This window comes from Mesorhizobium sp. M1066 (genome assembly GCF_040318635.1).
Taxonomy (GTDB): domain Bacteria; phylum Pseudomonadota; class Alphaproteobacteria; order Rhizobiales; family Rhizobiaceae; genus Mesorhizobium.
This window is the reverse complement of record NZ_JAMYMR010000004.1, coordinates 160,870-176,750: the sequence shown is the minus strand read 5'-3', so window position 1 is coordinate 176,750 and position 15,881 is coordinate 160,870. Positions and strand designations below refer to the sequence as shown.

The 15,881-nt window shown below is 61.8% G+C and carries 20 protein-coding genes; 15 read left to right on the top strand and 5 right to left on the bottom strand.

What is annotated here, in order from left to right; genetic code table 11:
- Positions 1-15: 15 nt before the first annotated feature.
- Positions 16-1,323 carry an adenylosuccinate lyase gene (gene purB / locus NKH52_RS08660; RefSeq protein ID WP_352729529.1) on the top strand — a complete coding sequence of 436 codons (1,308 nt, stop codon included), beginning with the start codon at positions 16-18 and terminating at the stop codon, positions 1,321-1,323.
- A 229-nt stretch (positions 1,324-1,552) separates the two neighbouring features.
- Here purB and NKH52_RS08655 read toward each other — a convergent pair whose 3' ends face one another.
- Positions 1,553-2,365 carry a VOC family protein gene (locus NKH52_RS08655; RefSeq protein WP_352729527.1) on the bottom strand — a complete coding sequence of 271 codons (813 nt, stop codon included), beginning with the start codon at positions 2,363-2,365 and terminating at the stop codon, positions 1,553-1,555.
- Between the two features lie 249 nt (positions 2,366-2,614).
- On the opposite strand from NKH52_RS08655, the gene NKH52_RS08650 reads away from it, so the two are divergent.
- Positions 2,615-3,169: an RBBP9/YdeN family alpha/beta hydrolase gene (locus NKH52_RS08650; protein ID WP_023810344.1), complete on the top strand. Its 555-nt coding sequence runs from the start codon at positions 2,615-2,617 to the stop codon at positions 3,167-3,169.
- 6 nt (positions 3,170-3,175) lie between these two features.
- Here the strand turns inward: NKH52_RS08650 and NKH52_RS08645 are convergent, their stop codons facing one another.
- Positions 3,176-3,949, bottom strand: coding sequence for an HpcH/HpaI aldolase family protein (locus NKH52_RS08645; protein WP_127322704.1), 774 nt, complete (start codon positions 3,947-3,949; stop codon positions 3,176-3,178).
- A 126-nt stretch (positions 3,950-4,075) separates the two neighbouring features.
- Positions 4,076-4,396 carry a DUF1476 domain-containing protein gene (locus tag NKH52_RS08640; RefSeq protein ID WP_013532126.1) on the bottom strand — a complete coding sequence of 107 codons (321 nt, stop codon included), beginning with the start codon at positions 4,394-4,396 and terminating at the stop codon, positions 4,076-4,078.
- 274 nt (positions 4,397-4,670) lie between these two features.
- On the opposite strand from NKH52_RS08640, the gene purC reads away from it, so the two are divergent.
- The 7 genes from purC (at position 4,671) to NKH52_RS08605 (ending at position 8,488) form a co-directional block, all read left to right on the top strand.
- Positions 4,671-5,465: a phosphoribosylaminoimidazolesuccinocarboxamide synthase gene (purC, locus tag NKH52_RS08635; RefSeq protein ID WP_013532127.1), complete on the top strand. Its 795-nt coding sequence runs from the start codon at positions 4,671-4,673 to the stop codon at positions 5,463-5,465.
- 43 nt (positions 5,466-5,508) lie between these two features.
- The gene (gene purS, locus NKH52_RS08630) at positions 5,509-5,751 is read left to right on the top strand and encodes a phosphoribosylformylglycinamidine synthase subunit PurS (RefSeq protein ID WP_352729525.1); all 243 of its coding nucleotides are present in this window, start codon (positions 5,509-5,511) and stop codon (positions 5,749-5,751) included.
- Positions 5,752-5,769: 18 nt separating this feature from the next.
- On the top strand, positions 5,770-6,024 hold the full coding sequence (locus NKH52_RS08625) for a hypothetical protein (protein ID WP_127293463.1): 255 nt from the start codon (positions 5,770-5,772) through the stop codon (positions 6,022-6,024).
- Entirely contained in the window at positions 6,021-6,689 is a 669-nt protein-coding gene (gene purQ / locus NKH52_RS08620) for a phosphoribosylformylglycinamidine synthase subunit PurQ (RefSeq protein ID WP_024504558.1), read from the top strand. Before NKH52_RS08625 ends, purQ begins: the two co-directional genes overlap by 4 nt.
- Positions 6,690-6,773: 84 nt before the next feature.
- Positions 6,774-7,439, top strand: coding sequence for a glutathione S-transferase family protein (locus NKH52_RS08615; RefSeq protein WP_352729523.1), 666 nt, complete (start codon positions 6,774-6,776; stop codon positions 7,437-7,439).
- Positions 7,436-7,843: a hypothetical protein gene (locus tag NKH52_RS08610; RefSeq protein WP_352729521.1), complete on the top strand. Its 408-nt coding sequence runs from the start codon at positions 7,436-7,438 to the stop codon at positions 7,841-7,843. Before NKH52_RS08615 ends, NKH52_RS08610 begins: the two co-directional genes overlap by 4 nt.
- Positions 7,844-7,846: 3 nt before the next feature.
- Positions 7,847-8,488, top strand: a complete 642-nt coding sequence (locus NKH52_RS08605; RefSeq protein WP_352729519.1) for a Pr6Pr family membrane protein — start codon at positions 7,847-7,849, stop codon at positions 8,486-8,488.
- A 3-nt stretch (positions 8,489-8,491) separates the two neighbouring features.
- On the opposite strand, the gene NKH52_RS08600 is transcribed toward NKH52_RS08605, so the two are convergent.
- Complete coding sequence (locus NKH52_RS08600; RefSeq protein ID WP_352729805.1) at positions 8,492-8,746, bottom strand: DUF1127 domain-containing protein; 255 nt, start codon at positions 8,744-8,746, stop codon at positions 8,492-8,494.
- A gap of 93 nt (positions 8,747-8,839) precedes the next feature.
- Between NKH52_RS08600 and NKH52_RS08595 the strand changes: the two genes are divergently transcribed.
- From NKH52_RS08595 to NKH52_RS08570, 6 genes are all read left to right on the top strand, one after another.
- The gene (locus NKH52_RS08595; protein WP_352729517.1) at positions 8,840-10,249 is read left to right on the top strand and encodes an aminotransferase-like domain-containing protein; all 1,410 of its coding nucleotides are present in this window, start codon (positions 8,840-8,842) and stop codon (positions 10,247-10,249) included.
- Positions 10,250-10,370: 121 nt separating this feature from the next.
- Positions 10,371-12,602 (top strand): phosphoribosylformylglycinamidine synthase subunit PurL, encoded by a 2,232-nt coding sequence (gene purL, locus NKH52_RS08590; protein ID WP_352729516.1) that lies wholly within the window; start codon positions 10,371-10,373, stop codon positions 12,600-12,602.
- Between the two features lie 45 nt (positions 12,603-12,647).
- Entirely contained in the window at positions 12,648-13,169 is a 522-nt protein-coding gene (locus tag NKH52_RS08585; protein ID WP_352729514.1) for a hypothetical protein, read from the top strand.
- 133 nt (positions 13,170-13,302) lie between these two features.
- Positions 13,303-13,536: a BolA/IbaG family iron-sulfur metabolism protein gene (locus tag NKH52_RS08580; protein ID WP_010909092.1), complete on the top strand. Its 234-nt coding sequence runs from the start codon at positions 13,303-13,305 to the stop codon at positions 13,534-13,536.
- Between the two features lie 142 nt (positions 13,537-13,678).
- Positions 13,679-14,014, top strand: a complete 336-nt coding sequence (grxD, locus tag NKH52_RS08575) for a Grx4 family monothiol glutaredoxin (RefSeq protein ID WP_006332883.1) — start codon at positions 13,679-13,681, stop codon at positions 14,012-14,014.
- Between the two features lie 249 nt (positions 14,015-14,263).
- Complete coding sequence (locus NKH52_RS08570; protein WP_352892539.1) at positions 14,264-15,448, top strand: multidrug effflux MFS transporter; 1,185 nt, start codon at positions 14,264-14,266, stop codon at positions 15,446-15,448.
- Here the strand turns inward: NKH52_RS08570 and NKH52_RS08565 are convergent.
- A complete protein-coding gene (locus NKH52_RS08565; protein WP_352729510.1) occupies positions 15,445-15,852 on the bottom strand; it encodes a UCP034077 family protein in 408 nt (135 codons plus the stop codon). The genes NKH52_RS08570 and NKH52_RS08565 overlap by 4 nt on opposite strands.
- Positions 15,853-15,881: the final 29 nt, after the last annotated feature.

The following is a 15,881-nucleotide window of genomic DNA, read 5'->3' as shown; positions in this document are numbered from 1 at the left end:
TGTCAGGACTGACCGATGATCCCTCGCTATTCCCGGCCGGAAATGGTCGCCATCTGGTCGCCCGAAACCCGGTTCCGCATCTGGTTCGAGATCGAAGCCTATGCGTGCGATGCGCTGGCCGAACTCGGCGTCATCCCCAGGGAAGCGGCAAAAACCATCTGGGAAAAGGGCGGGGCGGCAAAATTCGATGTCGAGGCGATCGACGAGATCGAGCGCGTCACCAAGCATGACGTGATCGCCTTCCTCACCCATCTTGCCGAATTCGTCGGGCCGGACGCCCGCTTCATCCATCAGGGCATGACCTCGTCCGACGTTCTCGACACCTGCTTTGCGGTGCAGCTTACCCGCGCCAGCGACATCCTGCTCGCCGACATCGATGGTCTGCTTGCAGCGCTCAAGCGCCGCGCCTTCGAGCACAAGGACACCGTCACCATCGGCCGCAGCCATGGCATCCATGCCGAGCCGACCACCTTTGGCGTCAAGCTGGCGCAGGCCTATGCCGAGTTCTCGCGCTGCCGCGAGCGGCTGGTGCGCGCGCGCGAAGACATCGCCACCTGTGCGATCTCCGGGGCGGTCGGCACCTTCGCCAACATCGACCCCTATGTCGAGGAACATGTCGCGGCGAAGCTCGGCCTGAAGCCCGAGCCGGTTTCGACGCAAGTGATCCCGCGCGACCGTCACGCGATGTTCTTTGCCACGCTCGGCGTCATCGCCTCCTCGGTCGAGCGGCTGTCGATCGAGGTCCGGCATTTGCAGCGCACCGAAGTGCTGGAAGCGGAAGAGTATTTTTCGCCGGGCCAGAAAGGCTCGTCGGCCATGCCGCACAAGCGCAACCCCGTGCTGACCGAGAACCTCACCGGCCTCGCCCGCATGGTGCGGTCGATGGCGCTGCCGGCGATGGAGAATGTGGCGCTCTGGCACGAGCGCGACATTTCCCACTCCTCGGTCGAGCGCATGATCGGCCCGGACGCCACCGTGACGCTCGATTTCGCGCTGTCACGGCTGACCGGCGTCATCGACAAGCTGCTCGTCTATCCCGACAACATGCTGAAGAACATGAACAAGTTCCGCGGCCTCGTGCATTCGCAGCGCGTCATGCTGGCGCTGACGCAGGCGGGCCTGTCGCGCGAAGACTCCTACCGGCTGGTGCAGCGCAACGCCATGAGAGTGTGGGAGCAAGGCGCTGATTTTCTTGAGGAACTGTTGGCCGACAAGGAAGTGACCGCAGCGCTGCCGGAAGCCGAGATCCGCGAGAAATTCGACCTAGGCTATCACACCAAGCATGTCGACACGATCTTCAAGCGGGTGTTCGGCAAAGCCTGAGACACAGTCCCCTTCTCCCCGTCACTATACGGGGAGAAGGTGCCGGCAGGCGGATGAGGGGCGGTGCCGACTTCGGCAATGGTCACTCATCGCGCTTTCTGTCAGAAACGACAATCCCACGATTTTGGCGCTACCCCTCATTGCCCTGCCGGGCATTTCTCCCCGTATAGTGACGGGGAGAAAGACGCTCTCGCCTCGGCTTTCGCCAATTGCAGGCGCAGCCCTCAAATCAAGCCTTGCCGGGAACAGTCCTGATCACCGTGCCCCACGGATCCTCACGGGTCGTTTCGCTGGTCACATTGTCCGAACGCATTTCGACCCAGGCCAGACCAGACCGGGTGGAATCGCGCCGGCCGGCGCCCGAACTCTGCCAGGCGTTGGCGCCGATGTGGTGGTGATAGCCGCCCGACGACAGGAACACCGCCTGGCCGCCATATTTCGCCACCGTGTCGAAGCCGAATTCCTGGTTCCACCAGGCTTCGGCGTCTTCCGGCCTGCCGACACGCAGGTGGACATGGCCGACGATGCTGTTTTCCGGCGCGCCCTGCCAGCCGGCGTCACCCGCAGGCACTTCGGCAACGACGGACGGAATGTTCAGCCGTTCTGTCGCCATGGCAATCTTGTCGCCATTCCACTTCCAGTCCTGCGGACGGCGGTCGGCATAGATCTCGATGCCATTGCCTTCGGGATCGGTCAGGTACAGAGCTTCGCTGACCAGATGGTCGGAAGCGCCCTCGATCGCGATCTTGTTCGATATAGCGTGGTTGATCCAGCGGCCGAGATCGGCGCGGCTGGGCAGCAGGAAGGCGGTGTGGAACAGCCCGGCGCTGCGCGGATCATCCGGCTTGGCTGAAGCGTCCTGCTCAAGCACCAACAAGGGACGGTTGGCAGCGCCCAGCGTGATCGCACCATCGGCACGGCTCAACTCCTGCAGACCGACAATTTCGCGATAATATGCGGCAAGGCTTTCCGCGTCGCGCGCCTTCAACCCGACGCGGGCAACGCTGACTGGGGTGGTGGCGGCAAAAGGCAACTCGCTCATCAAATGCTCCGTTCGGCCGGCCTGCGATGAAGCTCCCAAAGCGAGAAGCCCCGCTCCGCCGATCATTGTACGTCGTGTCAGTTCCAAAGTCAGGGTTCCCGCGCACGGCTGTTTCTTTTCCTGACCACAGATCGTCCATCGGCATCGTTCACACAAGACGCGAAGAAGCGAACATGGTGTTCACTATTATGATCAATAGCGGCCTTCCTGCCGGTTGCACGAAGCGATGCCGCTCGCTATCTCAGCGCCATGAAGGTCAAGGAAGCAGATATTCTCATCGTACCGGGCTACACCAATTCCGGCCCCGACCATTGGCAGAGCCGCTGGCAGTCGAAACTATCGACGGCGCGCCGCGTCGAACAGGCCGAGTGGTCGAAGCCGGTTCGCGAGGACTGGACGGCGAGCGTCGCCAAGGCGGTCAACGAGGCCGAGCGGCCGGTCGTCCTGGTCGCGCATTCGCTCGGCGTCACCACCGCGGTGCAAGCCATTCCGCAGTTCCGCAAGCCGATCGCCGGGGCCTTCTTCGTGGCACCTCCCGACGTCGCCAATCCCGAGATCAGGCCCAGGCACCTGATGACCTTCGGCCCCTACCCGCGTGAGCCGCTGCCCTTTCCCTCGATCGTGATCGCCAGCCGCAACGATCCGTTCTGCGCCTTCGATGTCGCCGAAGACATTGCCGGTGCATGGGGCTCGCTATTCATCGATGCCGGCGAGACCGGTCATCTGAACGCGGATTCAGGCTTCGGGCCGTGGCCCGAAGGTTCAATGACCTTCGCCAAATTCCTGACGGATCTGAAACCCTGAGTTTCTTCAGGACCCAATCGAATCGCGGACGCTCTTGATCAGCGTTTTTGCGCCAAGCCCGATCAGCGAATGCTCGGAGCCCATGGCCAGCAGGCGATAGCCCATCGACACAACCCGGCCGGCAATTGCCGGCTCGACTACGTAGATCGCCGCATGTTTGCCGGCCTTGCGGGTGCGCTCGGCCACCGATGCCACCGTCTCCATCATGCTTTCCAGCGTCGAATTGACGGTCGCACCATTGCTCCAGGCGATCGAGAAATCCGATGGGCCGAGGAAGATGCCGTCGATGCCGGGCGTGTCAAGGATGCCGTCGAGCGCATCGAGGGCCGCACGCGTCTCGACCATGGCGAAGGCCATGGTGCGTTGGTTGGTGTCGCGCAGCCACTCGGCCTGGTCGCCCTTGCCGTGGCGTGGAAAAGCGTAGGTCGGACCCCAGGAGCGCTCGCCGAGCGGCGGGTATTTCATGGCGGCGGCGAACAGTTTTGCATCGGCAACCGAATTCACCATCGGCGCGATGACCGCCTCGGCGCCGAAATCGAGCGCGCGGCTTGCCATGTCGAAACGGCCAACGGGAATGCGCACCAGCGCCGGCTTGCCGGCAGCGAGCACCGGCACCAGGCCACGCAGCACGCTGTCTTCGTGATGGCCGCCATGCTGCATGTCGAGCGTGACGGCATCGAAGCCCTGCTTGGCGACGATCTCGACGGTCAAGGCATCCGGCACGCCGGACCATGCGGTGAACAACGTTTCATCGGCCGCGAGGCGGGACTTCAGGGACATGGGTACTTTCCTTGTTAACTCCGGCAGTTTCAGCCGGAAATCGCGACAAAGGCAAAGAAAAACCGCCCGGATAGGCCGGGCGGTCGATTGGTCCAGCGTATGGCCGGGATCAGCGCATGGCCCGGATCAGGTGTTCTTGATCTGCTCGATCGCCTGCGCCATCAGTTCGTCCATGGTGCGGCGGATCTGGTGGTCCGACTGCTCGACGCCGGCCGCGTCGAAATCCCCGCGGATTTTGCGGAACACGTCGTGGTCGCCGGCTTCCTCGATGTCGGAGATAACCACTTCCTTGGCATAGGCGTCGGCATCGGCGCCGGACTTTCCGAGCTTTTCGGCGGCCCACAGGCCGAGCGCCTTGTTGCGGCGTGCCGAGGCCTTGAACCGAAGCTCCTCGTCGAATGCGAATTTACGCTCAAAGCCCTCTTCGCGGTCTTTCATGCTGCTCATGGCGTCCCTCCGGTCAAATTCGATTCGTTGGCGGTGAATATGTGCGTTGCCAAAGCACAAACCAAAAGGTCGCGGGCCGGTCAATACGCTTCATCGCATGCTGCGCTGCGGCATTTCAGTCCCGAAAGCGGTTATTGGAAGGATTTGCCGATTGAGCAAACGATGTGATTGGGATAGACCCGGCATTGAACCCTACCGTAGCCGCACTATTTCAGGCAGACGGACAGGAAATGGTCTGATACCGCCCTGTCCGGAACCCCAGAGAAAAATCCAGATGAAAAATCGCCGCCGCATTTATGAAGGCAAGGCCAAGATACTCTATGAGGGACCCGAACCGGGCACGCTTATCCAGTTCTTCAAGGATGACGCCACCGCGTTCAACAAGAAGAAGCATGAAGTCATCGACGGCAAGGGCGTGCTCAACAACCGCATTTCCGAGTACATCTTCAACCATTTGAACCGCATGGGCATTCCGACCCATTTCATCCGCCGGCTGAACATGCGCGAGCAGTTGATCAAGGAAGTCGAGATTATTCCGCTCGAAGTGGTGGTGCGCAATGTCGCCGCCGGTTCGCTGTCCAAGCGGCTCGGCATCGAGGAAGGCACCGTTCTGCCGCGCTCGATCATTGAATTCTATTACAAGGCCGACGCGCTTGACGATCCGATGGTGTCGGAAGAGCACATCACTGCGTTCGGCTGGGCGAGCCCGCAGGAAATCGACGACGTCATGGCGCTGGCCATCCGCGTCAACGACTTCCTCTCCGGCCTGTTCATGGGCGTCGGCATCCAGCTTGTCGACTTCAAGATCGAATGCGGCCGGCTGTTCGAGGGCGACATGATGCGCATTGTCGTCGCCGACGAGATCTCGCCGGATTCCTGCCGCCTGTGGGACGTGGCGACGCAGGACAAGCTCGACAAGGACCGTTTCCGCCGCGACATGGGCGGCCTCGTCGAAGCCTACCAGGAAGTCGCACGCCGCCTCGGCATCATGAACGAGAACGAGCCGCCGCGCCCGACCGGCCCGGTGCTTGTCGCCTCGACCGACGGCCTCAAAGGCAAGCCGCACTGATCGCGGCTTGCGAACTGATAGTCAGAACAGGAGCATGTCCAGCGTGATCAAGGCCCGCATTACCGTCACCCTCAAGAACGGCGTGCTCGACCCGCAAGGCAAGGCGATCGAACACGCGCTGTCCGGCCTGGGGTTCGATGGCGTGGGCCTTGTCCGGCAGGGCAAGGTGTTCGACGTCGAGCTGGCGGAAAGCGACAAGGCCAAGGCCGAAGCGGACCTGAAAGCCATGTGCGACAAGCTGCTGGCGAACACGGTGATTGAGAATTATAGTGTGACGCTTACCTGAGGTTGTGTCGGAGGCACTATGCCGGAAGTCACGAATGAGCTGATGTTCGAGCTTATGAAGCGTGTGCATCACGAAATCGGTGAGCTTCGTCAGGATGTGTCCGAGACGAAACGGGAGTTGAATGTGATGCGGGGTCACATGGTGGCAACGCAAAGTGATATCCACAACATCTACGGCATCCTCGCCCGGCAAGACGAGCGTCTTGAACGCATAGACAGACGTCTCGACCTGCGCGAACTCGCCGAAGCCCAGAGGCCTTACGAACCAAAATGAAATCAGCCGTCGTCCTCCTGCCTGGCCTCAACCGCGACCGCGACATGATCGCGGCGCTGACCAAGATTTCGGGAACACCGCCGGTCACCGTCTGGCAAACCGACACCGAAATCCCCGATGTCGACCTGATCGCCATTCCGGGTGGCTTTTCCTTCGGCGACTATCTGCGCTGTGGCGCGATCGCCGCGCGCATGCCGGTCATGCGGGCAGTGGCCGAAAAAGCGGCCGCCGGCGTTACGGTCATCGGCGTCTGCAACGGTTTCCAGATCCTGGTCGAGGCCGGCCTGTTGCCGGGCGCCTTGATGCGCAACACCTCGCTGAAATTCGTCTGCCGGCAGGTGAAGCTCGAGATCACCAATGCCAACACCATGTTCACCCGCCGCTATCAGCCGGGCCAGATCATCCGCTCGCCGGTCGCGCATCATGACGGCAATTATTTCGCCGACGCCGACACGCTTGCCCGCCTCGAAGGCGAAGGCCAAGTGGTGTTCCGCTATGCCGAGGGCACCAACCCCAATGGCTCGATCAACGACATTGCCGGCATCGTCAACAGCCAAGGCAATGTGCTCGGGCTGATGCCGCACCCGGAAAACCTGATCGAAGCAGCCCATGGCGGCACCGACGGCCGCGGACTGTTCGAGAGCGCCCTCGGCATCGCCGCCTGACGATATCGAAGCGAACAGCTTGAAAACAGCCGGACATTCCTGTCTCTTTGGAGCAAGTCTGGTTCATTGGGGAGAGAGACGGTCATGAAACTCTATTCGCGGCCGTTGTCGCCCTACTCGTCGATCGTGCGGGCACTGGCCTACATCAAGGACGTACCACTCAAGATCATCGCGCCGCCGCCCGGTTTTCCGATCCCGGAAGCGTTTCGCGCCATCTCACCGATGAACCGAATTCCGGTGCTGATCACCGGCTCGGGCGAAACCATCGTCGAATCGGTGGTCATCGCCGAATATCTCGAGGAACGGTTTCCGGAGCCGGCGCTGCTGCCGCCCGATTCCAAGGACCGCGCGCTGGTGCGTATGTTCGCCCGTATCACCGATCTCGATGTGCTGACGCCGATGATGAAGCTTTTCGAGCTTCATTCCGTGCCGAAGCGAAACAATGCCGAGATCGACGCCCAGTTCGCCCGCCTGCATCATGGACTGGCGGCGATCGAGGCCCGCATGGCGCAAGGGCCCTTCGCACTCGGCGACGACATTAGTTTCGCCGATGCCTGGCTGACGCCGACGCGGTTCATCTTCAACAATTTCCGCGCCATGACGGGACGCCACGACCTGCTCGACGCCTATCCCAAATTCGACGCCTACCAGCAGATCGCCTCGCAACACCCGGCATTGTCGAGGGTGTGGGGCGAGATGACCGATGGTTTGAAGATTTTTCTGTCCGAACTTGAGATGGGTGCCGCTTGATCAAGTCGAAGACGATCGCGCTGGTCGCCGCGGCGGGCTTTGTGCTGGCATCCTGCCAGTCGACGCCAAAGAGCACGCCTGTTCCCTCAGGCAAAAGTGCTGCGCTGCTGGCCATGGAACAAGTGGCGATCGCTGCCCACAAATGCTGGATCGCCAGCAAGGACCCAGCCTTCAAACAATATCAGATGGCCAACGAACTGAATTCATTCAGCGGCACGCCGCGTTTCCTGCTGGTGCCGGCCAAGCACTATGGCGGCAAACCACTGCTGGTCGTGCAGGCGCAAGGCAATTCTAGCCGTGTCGACGTCTTCGGACCGCTGATGAACGATCCGCTCGGCGCCCGCATCGGCTCGGACATCGCTCGTTGGCAGACCGGCAATCCGGCCTGCGCCGCGACGGTCTAGCCCATGGGCCGCTTTCTGCAGATTGTGGGGCTGGTCATCGGTCTGGCCGGGCTCATCCTGCAGTTCTGCATCAGCATTCCGGCATCGATGGAAGCAGGCCGCAGCCTGCTTGGCTCCGTCATTTTCGTCTTCAGCTTCTTCACCATCCTGACCAACATCGGCGCGGTGCTGGTGTACATGTCGCTGCTGTCACCCACCTTCTATGCCTGGCTGCCGGCCTTTGCAGGCGCGCGGATGCGGGCCGGCGTTGCCGCTTCGATCGCGCTGGTTTTTATCATCTATGCAACGGTCCTGGCACAACTCTGGCAGCCGCAGGGGCTGTTCCTGCTCTGCGACGTCCTGCTGCATTATGTGACGCCGGTGCTCTTCGTGCTGTGGTGGTTGATATCGGGCGCTGACGGCAGGACGCGCTGGAGCGACATTTCCTGGTGGATGCTCTATCCCGTCGCCTATCTGATCTATGCGCTGGTACGGGCACCGCTTGCCGGTGAGGTGCCCTATCCCTTCCTTGACGTCGCCAAGAACGGTTCGCCCAGCGTTGCCATCTCGGCGCTGGCCATCACCGGACTTTTTCTCGTGCTGTGCGTGGTCGCCGTCCTTGCGGACCATGGCATTGCACGCATCAGGGCATCAAAACTCCGCTAGCTTTCAGTCCCAGAACGGCCTGATGCCCTCACGGTGGGCATCGCAGCGCGAGACGCCGATATCCTTGAGCTGATCATCGGTCATTTCCAGCAGCGCCAGCCGGCTGCGGCGGCGATCCAGCAGGCTGTCGATCCATCTCGCCAGCGATCTGACCAGACGCACCAGACGGCTGACAAAGCCGCTCCGGTCCGATGGACGTGTTGTCGCTTGGCCCGATAACTCGGCGCTCGAATGACGGATTGTGGCGATTGTATTCATTTTCTTTCTACCAGAATTCCAAATTGTACCCTTTTTGGCACGCATCTGATATGTATTGACTCATGTATGGGTGCAATATAGAAAATTGTCACCATGACAAATTGGCTCCCCGACCTCACCACCGGCTCCGGACCCCTGTATCAGCGGCTTGCGGATTCCATCGAAACGGACATCGATCGCGGCGTGATCGATGCCGGCGCAAAGCTGCCGCCGCAACGCGACCTCGCCTACGACATCGGCACCACCGTCGGCACGGTCGGCCGGGCCTATCAATTGCTGCGCGAGCGTGGGCTGGTGAGCGGCGAAGTCGGGCGTGGAACCTATGTGCTCGGCCAGCGCGCGAAGCCGGATTTTCCGGCTCCGGACGTCGGCGGCGAAGGCACACGCTATATCGATGCGCCTAAAGGCAAGCTGCGTTTCGACAGCACCGCAGCACCCGATATCGGCCAGGGCGACATCGTCGCCGGTGTCCTGTCGCGCACGGCGCAGGACCATCCACATGAGATTTCAAGCTACACGCGGGATTTTCCCGACCGCTGGTACGAAGCCGGCGCCCGCTGGTTGGCGCGCAATTCGTTTCGTCCGAGTGCCGACACCATCGTTCCCACGCTCGGCACACATGCGGCGGTGATGGCGGCAATCGCGGCGCTCACCATGCCTGGCGACTACGTCGCCTTCGAGCACCTGACCTACTCGCAGATTTCCCGCAGCGCCGGCCTGATCGGACGGCGCACCGCGCTGGTGGCGTCTGACGACGAGGGCCTCGACCCGCAGGATTTCGAGCGTGTCTGTGCGCAAAAGCATCCCAGGATGGTCTTCCTGATGCCGACGGCGCAGAATCCCACGCTGGTGACCTTGTCGGCGGCGCGCCGCGAAGCAATCGCGCGTGTCGCACGCGAATACAATGTCGTCCTCATCGAGGACGATCTGTATGGCAATCTGACCGATGATCCGACGCCATTGCTGGCCGAATATGCGCCTGAACGCACCATTGTCGCAGGCGGCCTGTCGAAATCGGTTGCGGCGGGTGTGCGCGGCGGCTGGCTTTCCTGCCCGCCTGCCTATCGCCATCGCATCCGCGTCGCCCACAAGATGATGACCGGCGGCATGCCCTTCCTGCTGGCGGAGGTGAATACAAGGCTGGTGCTGTCAGGTCAGGCGGATGAGATACGCAAGCGCAGCATCGCCGAAATCGGCGCCCGCATCGCCATCGTGCGCGAGACTTTGGCCGGCTTCGCGTTCAAGTCACATGACAGGGTGCCCTTTGTCTGGCTGACCCTGCCCGACCCCTGGCTTTCCGGCACCTTCAAGAACGCCTGCCTGGAGCATGGCGTGCTGATCGACGATGAGGACGAGTTCAAGGCCGGCCGTTCCGAGCAGGTTTTCCACGGCGTCCGCTTCGGTATTTCGCAGCCACGGCAGCGCAAGGACATCGCCGAAGGCGTCGCGGTGATCCGGCGACTTCTCGATGAAGGCCGTGCCGGCTACGACAGCTTCTCCTGACACTCCGTGGCTTTGTCCGGTTTTCCGTCGTTTTTCGTCAATCCATGGGTGTATCGGCCTCAAAGCTTGCGATAAGACGGGACTCAAAATCCCAACGCCCCCCGGATAAAAATCGCCGCTCATGACCATTTCCAGTTCCGTGCCGATCACCCCCGAGCTCATCGCCGCGCACGGGCTGAAGCCCGACGAGTATCAGCGCATACTCGACCTTATCGGGCGCGAGCCGAGCTTTACCGAACTCGGCATCTTCTCGGCCATGTGGAACGAGCACTGCTCCTACAAATCCTCGAAGAAGTGGCTGCGTACGCTGCCGACCACCGGTCCACAGGTTATTCAGGGCCCGGGCGAGAATGCCGGCGTGGTCGACATCGGCGACGGCGACTGCGTCGTCTTCAAGATGGAGAGCCACAATCACCCCTCCTACATCGAGCCCTACCAGGGCGCGGCGACCGGTGTCGGCGGCATATTGCGCGACGTCTTCACCATGGGCGCGCGGCCGATCGCGGCAATGAATGCGCTGCGCTTCGGCTCGCCTGACCATCCCAAGACCCGGCACCTCGTTTCAGGCGTGGTTTCCGGCGTCGGCGGCTATGGCAACGCCTTCGGCGTGCCGACAGTCGGCGGCGAGGTCAATTTCGACGCCCGCTACAATGGCAACATCCTGGTCAACGCCTTTGCGGCGGGCCTTGCCAAAACCGATGCGATCTTCCTGTCGGAAGCCAAGGGCGTCGGCCTGCCGGTCGTCTATCTCGGCGCCAAGACTGGCCGCGACGGCGTCGGCGGCGCCACCATGGCTTCGGCCGAATTCGACGACAAGATCGATGAGAAGCGCCCGACAGTGCAGGTCGGCGATCCCTTCACCGAAAAATGCCTGCTGGAAGCCAGCCTCGAACTGATGGCCTCGGGCGCCGTCATCGCCATCCAGGACATGGGTGCCGCCGGCCTCACCTGCTCGGCGGTCGAAATGGGCGCCAAGGGCGACCTCGGCATCGAGCTCGATCTCGACAAGGTTCCTGTGCGCGAAGAGCGCATGAGCGCCTACGAGATGATGCTGTCGGAAAGCCAGGAGCGCATGCTGATGGTGCTGCGCCCGGAAAAGGAAAAGGAAGCCGAGGCGATCTTCCACAAATGGGGGCTCGATTTCGCCATCGTCGGCAAGACCACCGACGATCTGCGCTTCCGCGTTCTGCACCAGGGCGACGAGGTCGCCAACCTGCCGATCAAGGATCTTGGCGACAAGGCTCCGGAATATGATCGGCCGTGGACCGAACCGAAGAAGCCGGCGCCGCTGGCCGCCAATGACATTCCGCAAGCCGACGTTGCAGACGCGCTGCTGAAGCTGCTCGGCGGGCCCGACCTGTCTTCCCGGCGCTGGGTGTGGGAACAGTATGACACGTTGATCCAGGGCAATTCGCTGCAGCTTCCAGGCGGCGATGCCGGCGTGGTCCGGGTCGAAGGCCATGCGACCAAGGCGCTCGCCTTCTCGTCCGACGTGACGCCGCGCTATTGCGAGGCCGACCCCTATGAGGGCGGCAAGCAGGCGGTGGCCGAATGCTGGCGCAATTTGACCGCCACCGGCGCTCTGCCGCTGGCCGCAACCGACAACCTCAATTTCGGCAACCCGGAACGGCCCGAGATCATGGGCCAGCTGGTCGGCGCGGTGAAAGGCATAGGCGACGCCTGCCGTGCGCTCGGATTCCCGATCGTCTCCGGCAATGTCTCGCTCTACAACGAGACCAACGGCCAGGGCATCCTGCCAACCCCGACTATCGGCGGCGTCGGGCTGATCGCCGACTGGTCGAAGATGGTACGGACCGGCTTTGCGGCCGAGGGCCAGATGATCCTGCTGGTCGGCGCGCCGGCCTCCTGGGGAACGCATCTCGGTCAATCGGTCTATTTCAGGGACATACACGGCCGCACGGATGGCCCGCCGCCGCCGGTAGACCTCGATCACGAAAAGCGCGTCGGCGACCATGTGCGCGCGCTCACCGCATCCGGTGTCGTCACGGCGGCGCACGACGTTTCCGATGGCGGTGTCGCCGTTGCACTTGCCGAGATGGCGATGGCGTCCGGAATCGGCGCCGCCGTTCCCGGGCTTGTCGGCACCGACCCGATCCCAGTCTGGTTCGGCGAGGATCAGGGCCGTTATCTCCTGACGCTGTCGATCGATCCGCATGGTGACGAATGGGACGCCATTCGCAAGCAGCAGGGCGAACTCGGCATCTTCGCGCCGTGGATCGGCTCGACCGGGGGCAGCGCGCTGAAGCTTGGCGACGCCAGGGCAATCCCGGTCAGCGAACTCTCCGCGGCGCACGAAGGCTGGTTCCCCCGCTTCATGGACCAGGCCAGTTGACGAGAGCATGATCCCGAAAAGTGGAAACGGTTTTTCGGGAAACTCATGATCAATCACAGGAAACTGGCTGCCCGGGCGCTGCTTGCAGTCGTCTTCTGGCCGTCGTTGTTCTTCTTCTGGCTCCTGGGACCGTTCGTCTTTTTCCTGCTGTCGACAACCTCAAGTGAGGTGTGCATGCGGCTGGAAACGCGCGCGGAGTTCCTTGCCGCGGCCAATGGCGCCATCGCCATGCTCATCGCGCAGAATCTCATCTACGCGGTCCCGATCGTCTGCCTGGTTCTGTGGGACCGCCTGGCGCCGGATCCGGCACGGGCAAGGCATATCGTCACCTGCATCAAGCTTTTTGCCAGCGCGGTGGTCGTAGGCGCGTTGTGGGAGTACGGCTCGTCGTTGACCTGCGACGGCTACGGCCAGGCGTTCTTCTCGCCGGCTTGGCAAATGACGAGCTATCTTCCCATTGTCAGCCTCGTGCTCAACTTGCCGCTCTATGTACTTGCCTTCAGCCTTGGCCGTGCTTTCTCGACACGTGACGACGTTGCCGAGGATGAAGCAAGCCCACCGGCCTAGTCTTTCTCTGAAGCAATCGAACCGTCTTGCCGTTGGTGGGACAGAACGGCTTCAATCCGGACCGGAAAGGCTTTAGGCTCGCCCGACTCTCATCTTATGGCCGGCTGCCGGCCGCTCGAAACAGGATTTTGCCATGGCAATGGATGCCCACGACATCGAAAAACTGATCAAGGACGGCATTCCGGACGCCAAGGTGACGATCCGCGATCTCGCCGGCGACGGCGACCATTATGCGGCCGAGGTGGTGGCCGAGAGCTTTCGAGGGAAAAGCCGCGTGCAGCAGCACCAGATGGTCTATGACGCGCTGAAAGGAAATATGGGTGGCGTGCTGCACGCACTCGCCTTGCAGACCAGCGTTCCGGACTGACCCTTAGCGCTTGGCCCAACACGGCTCATCCTTTGCGCCATTTCAGCCACGGCACGGCTAACGTCTTGTTTCGAGCAATCGTTGGGTTTATTTGAAGGGATATGTTTCGAGCCTGACTCCCACAGGCGGGAAAGGATTTTCCATGAGCGGTATCAACGACTACATCGACAATGAAGTGAAGGGCAACGACGTCGTCCTTTTCATGAAGGGCACGCCCGGTTTCCCGCAATGCGGATTTTCCGGCCAGGTCGTCCAGATCCTCGACTATATCGGCGCCGACTACAAAGGCGTGAACGTTCTGGACTCCGCTGAACTGCGCCAGGGCATCAAGGAATATTCCAACTGGCCGACGATCCCGCAGCTCTACGTCAAGGGCGAATTCGTCGGCGGCTGCGATATCATCCGCGAGATGTTCCAGGCCGGTGAGTTGCAGACGTTCCTGGTCGAGAAGGGCGTCAGCGTCAAAGGCGCCGCCTGATTTCTGTTTTGTGCATATTGCCATCCGAAGGTTGATTTTGATTTTCGGGGTCATGCACAAAGGCGTCGGGGGCAGCTCGGCAATTTTCATGTCCTGAACCCAGGACCAAGACGAGCCAATGCGCCGGCCCGCCGGCGCATTTTCGTTTGAAAGATCGGACTTGCCGTGGACCAGTCAAAACCAGAGCCGCAATCGGCAAGCAAACTGCCCATTCCGCGCTGGGAGTTCATCGCCCTGTGCGCGGCGCTGATGGCGCTGAACTCGCTGGCCATCGATATCATGCTGCCGGCGCTGCAGCAGATCGGCGCCTCGCTCGGCGTCGAAAATGAAAACCACCGGCAGTACGTCATAACGGCCTACATTCTGGGCTTCGGCGGCGGACAGTTGTTCTTCGGGCCCATCTCGGATCGCTTCGGGCGTCGCGCACCGCTGGTCGCCGGGCTGGTGATTTATGTCGCCGCGGCGGCGGCTGCCGCCATTGCGCCAAGCTTTGAAACACTTCTGCTGTGCCGGGCCGTACAAGGCATCGGTGCGGCGGCGACCCGCGTCATCGCCGTCTCGATCGTGCGCGATACGTTCGACGGCCGGCGCATGGCCGAGGTGATGTCGCTGATCTTCATGGTGTTCATGGCGATACCGGTCATTGCTCCCGGCATCGGCCAGTTCATCATGCTGTTTGCTACCTGGCATTGGATCTTCGTCACCATGGCCGTCGGTGCGCTCCTCGTCTCGGCTTGGTCGCTGCTGCGCCTGCCTGAAACGCTGCATCCCGAACATCGCCGGCCGCTGACCGTGAACTCGATTGTCGGTGGGTTTCGCATCGTGCTCACCAACCGCATTGCGATCTGCTATGCCTTCGCCAGCACCTTCATCTTCGGCGCCATGTTCGGCTTCATCGCTTCGGCGCAGCAGATCTATGTGGACATCTTCCATGTAGGCGAGATGTTCCCGGTCATCTTTGCCGGGGTTGCGGGCGTGCTCGCCTTCTCCAACTTTCTGAACTCGCGCCTTGTCGGCCGCATTGGCATGCGCCGCCTGTCGCAAAGCGCACTGCTCCTGTTCCTGGTCATCAGCCTTGCCTGGCTGGTGATTTCGCTGGAAATGAAGATGCCGCTCTGGCTGTTCATCACGTTCTTTGCCTGCGCAATGCTTCCATTCGGTGCGCTGGGCGCGAACTTCAACGCGCTGGCCATGGAGCCGCTTGGCCAACTGGCCGGCACGGCGTCGTCGATCCTCGGTTTCATGCAGACGTTTCTCGGCGGCATTCTCGGCACGCTGATCGGTCAGGCCTTCAACGGCACGGTGACGCCGCTGGCCGCCGGCTTCTGCAGTGTCTCGGTCGCGGCGCTGCTGATGATCTTCATCGCCGAGCGCGGCAAGATGTTCCAGCCACAGAACCCGCCCGTTTCAGGGCACATCACCGACTTGCATTAGGAGGCACCTTCAAGAGCTGCCGTGAATCGAGGAGCAAGCATGCGCCCCGCGATTGCTCCACCCATGCTGTGCGAAAAGGGCAATGGCAGAGCTTCATCCAGTGCCTTGAGGATTGAGGCCACGAAGGCCCGGCTGAGCTGGGCATCGGCGCCCAGATCGGAATATGTGGCGCGAGGCTTGCCGATCAATGTGCCGTCGCGGCGAAGCGAGAACCGCAACGTGAGGGACATGCCCGCGGTTCCGGGTGGCGGCTTCCAGCAGGCATAGATAGCGTCCGACATCTCCCTTATCGTATCGACGGGATCCGGACTGCGACAGCTGCGCTCTTGCGATTTTGCTTCCAGGGAACTGGCAAACAAAGCGGCGGCAAGAGCCGCCGCGACAAATGCGAACCGAGGTTTCATTCGAGAGCCTCCGGATTTGCGTGAAATTG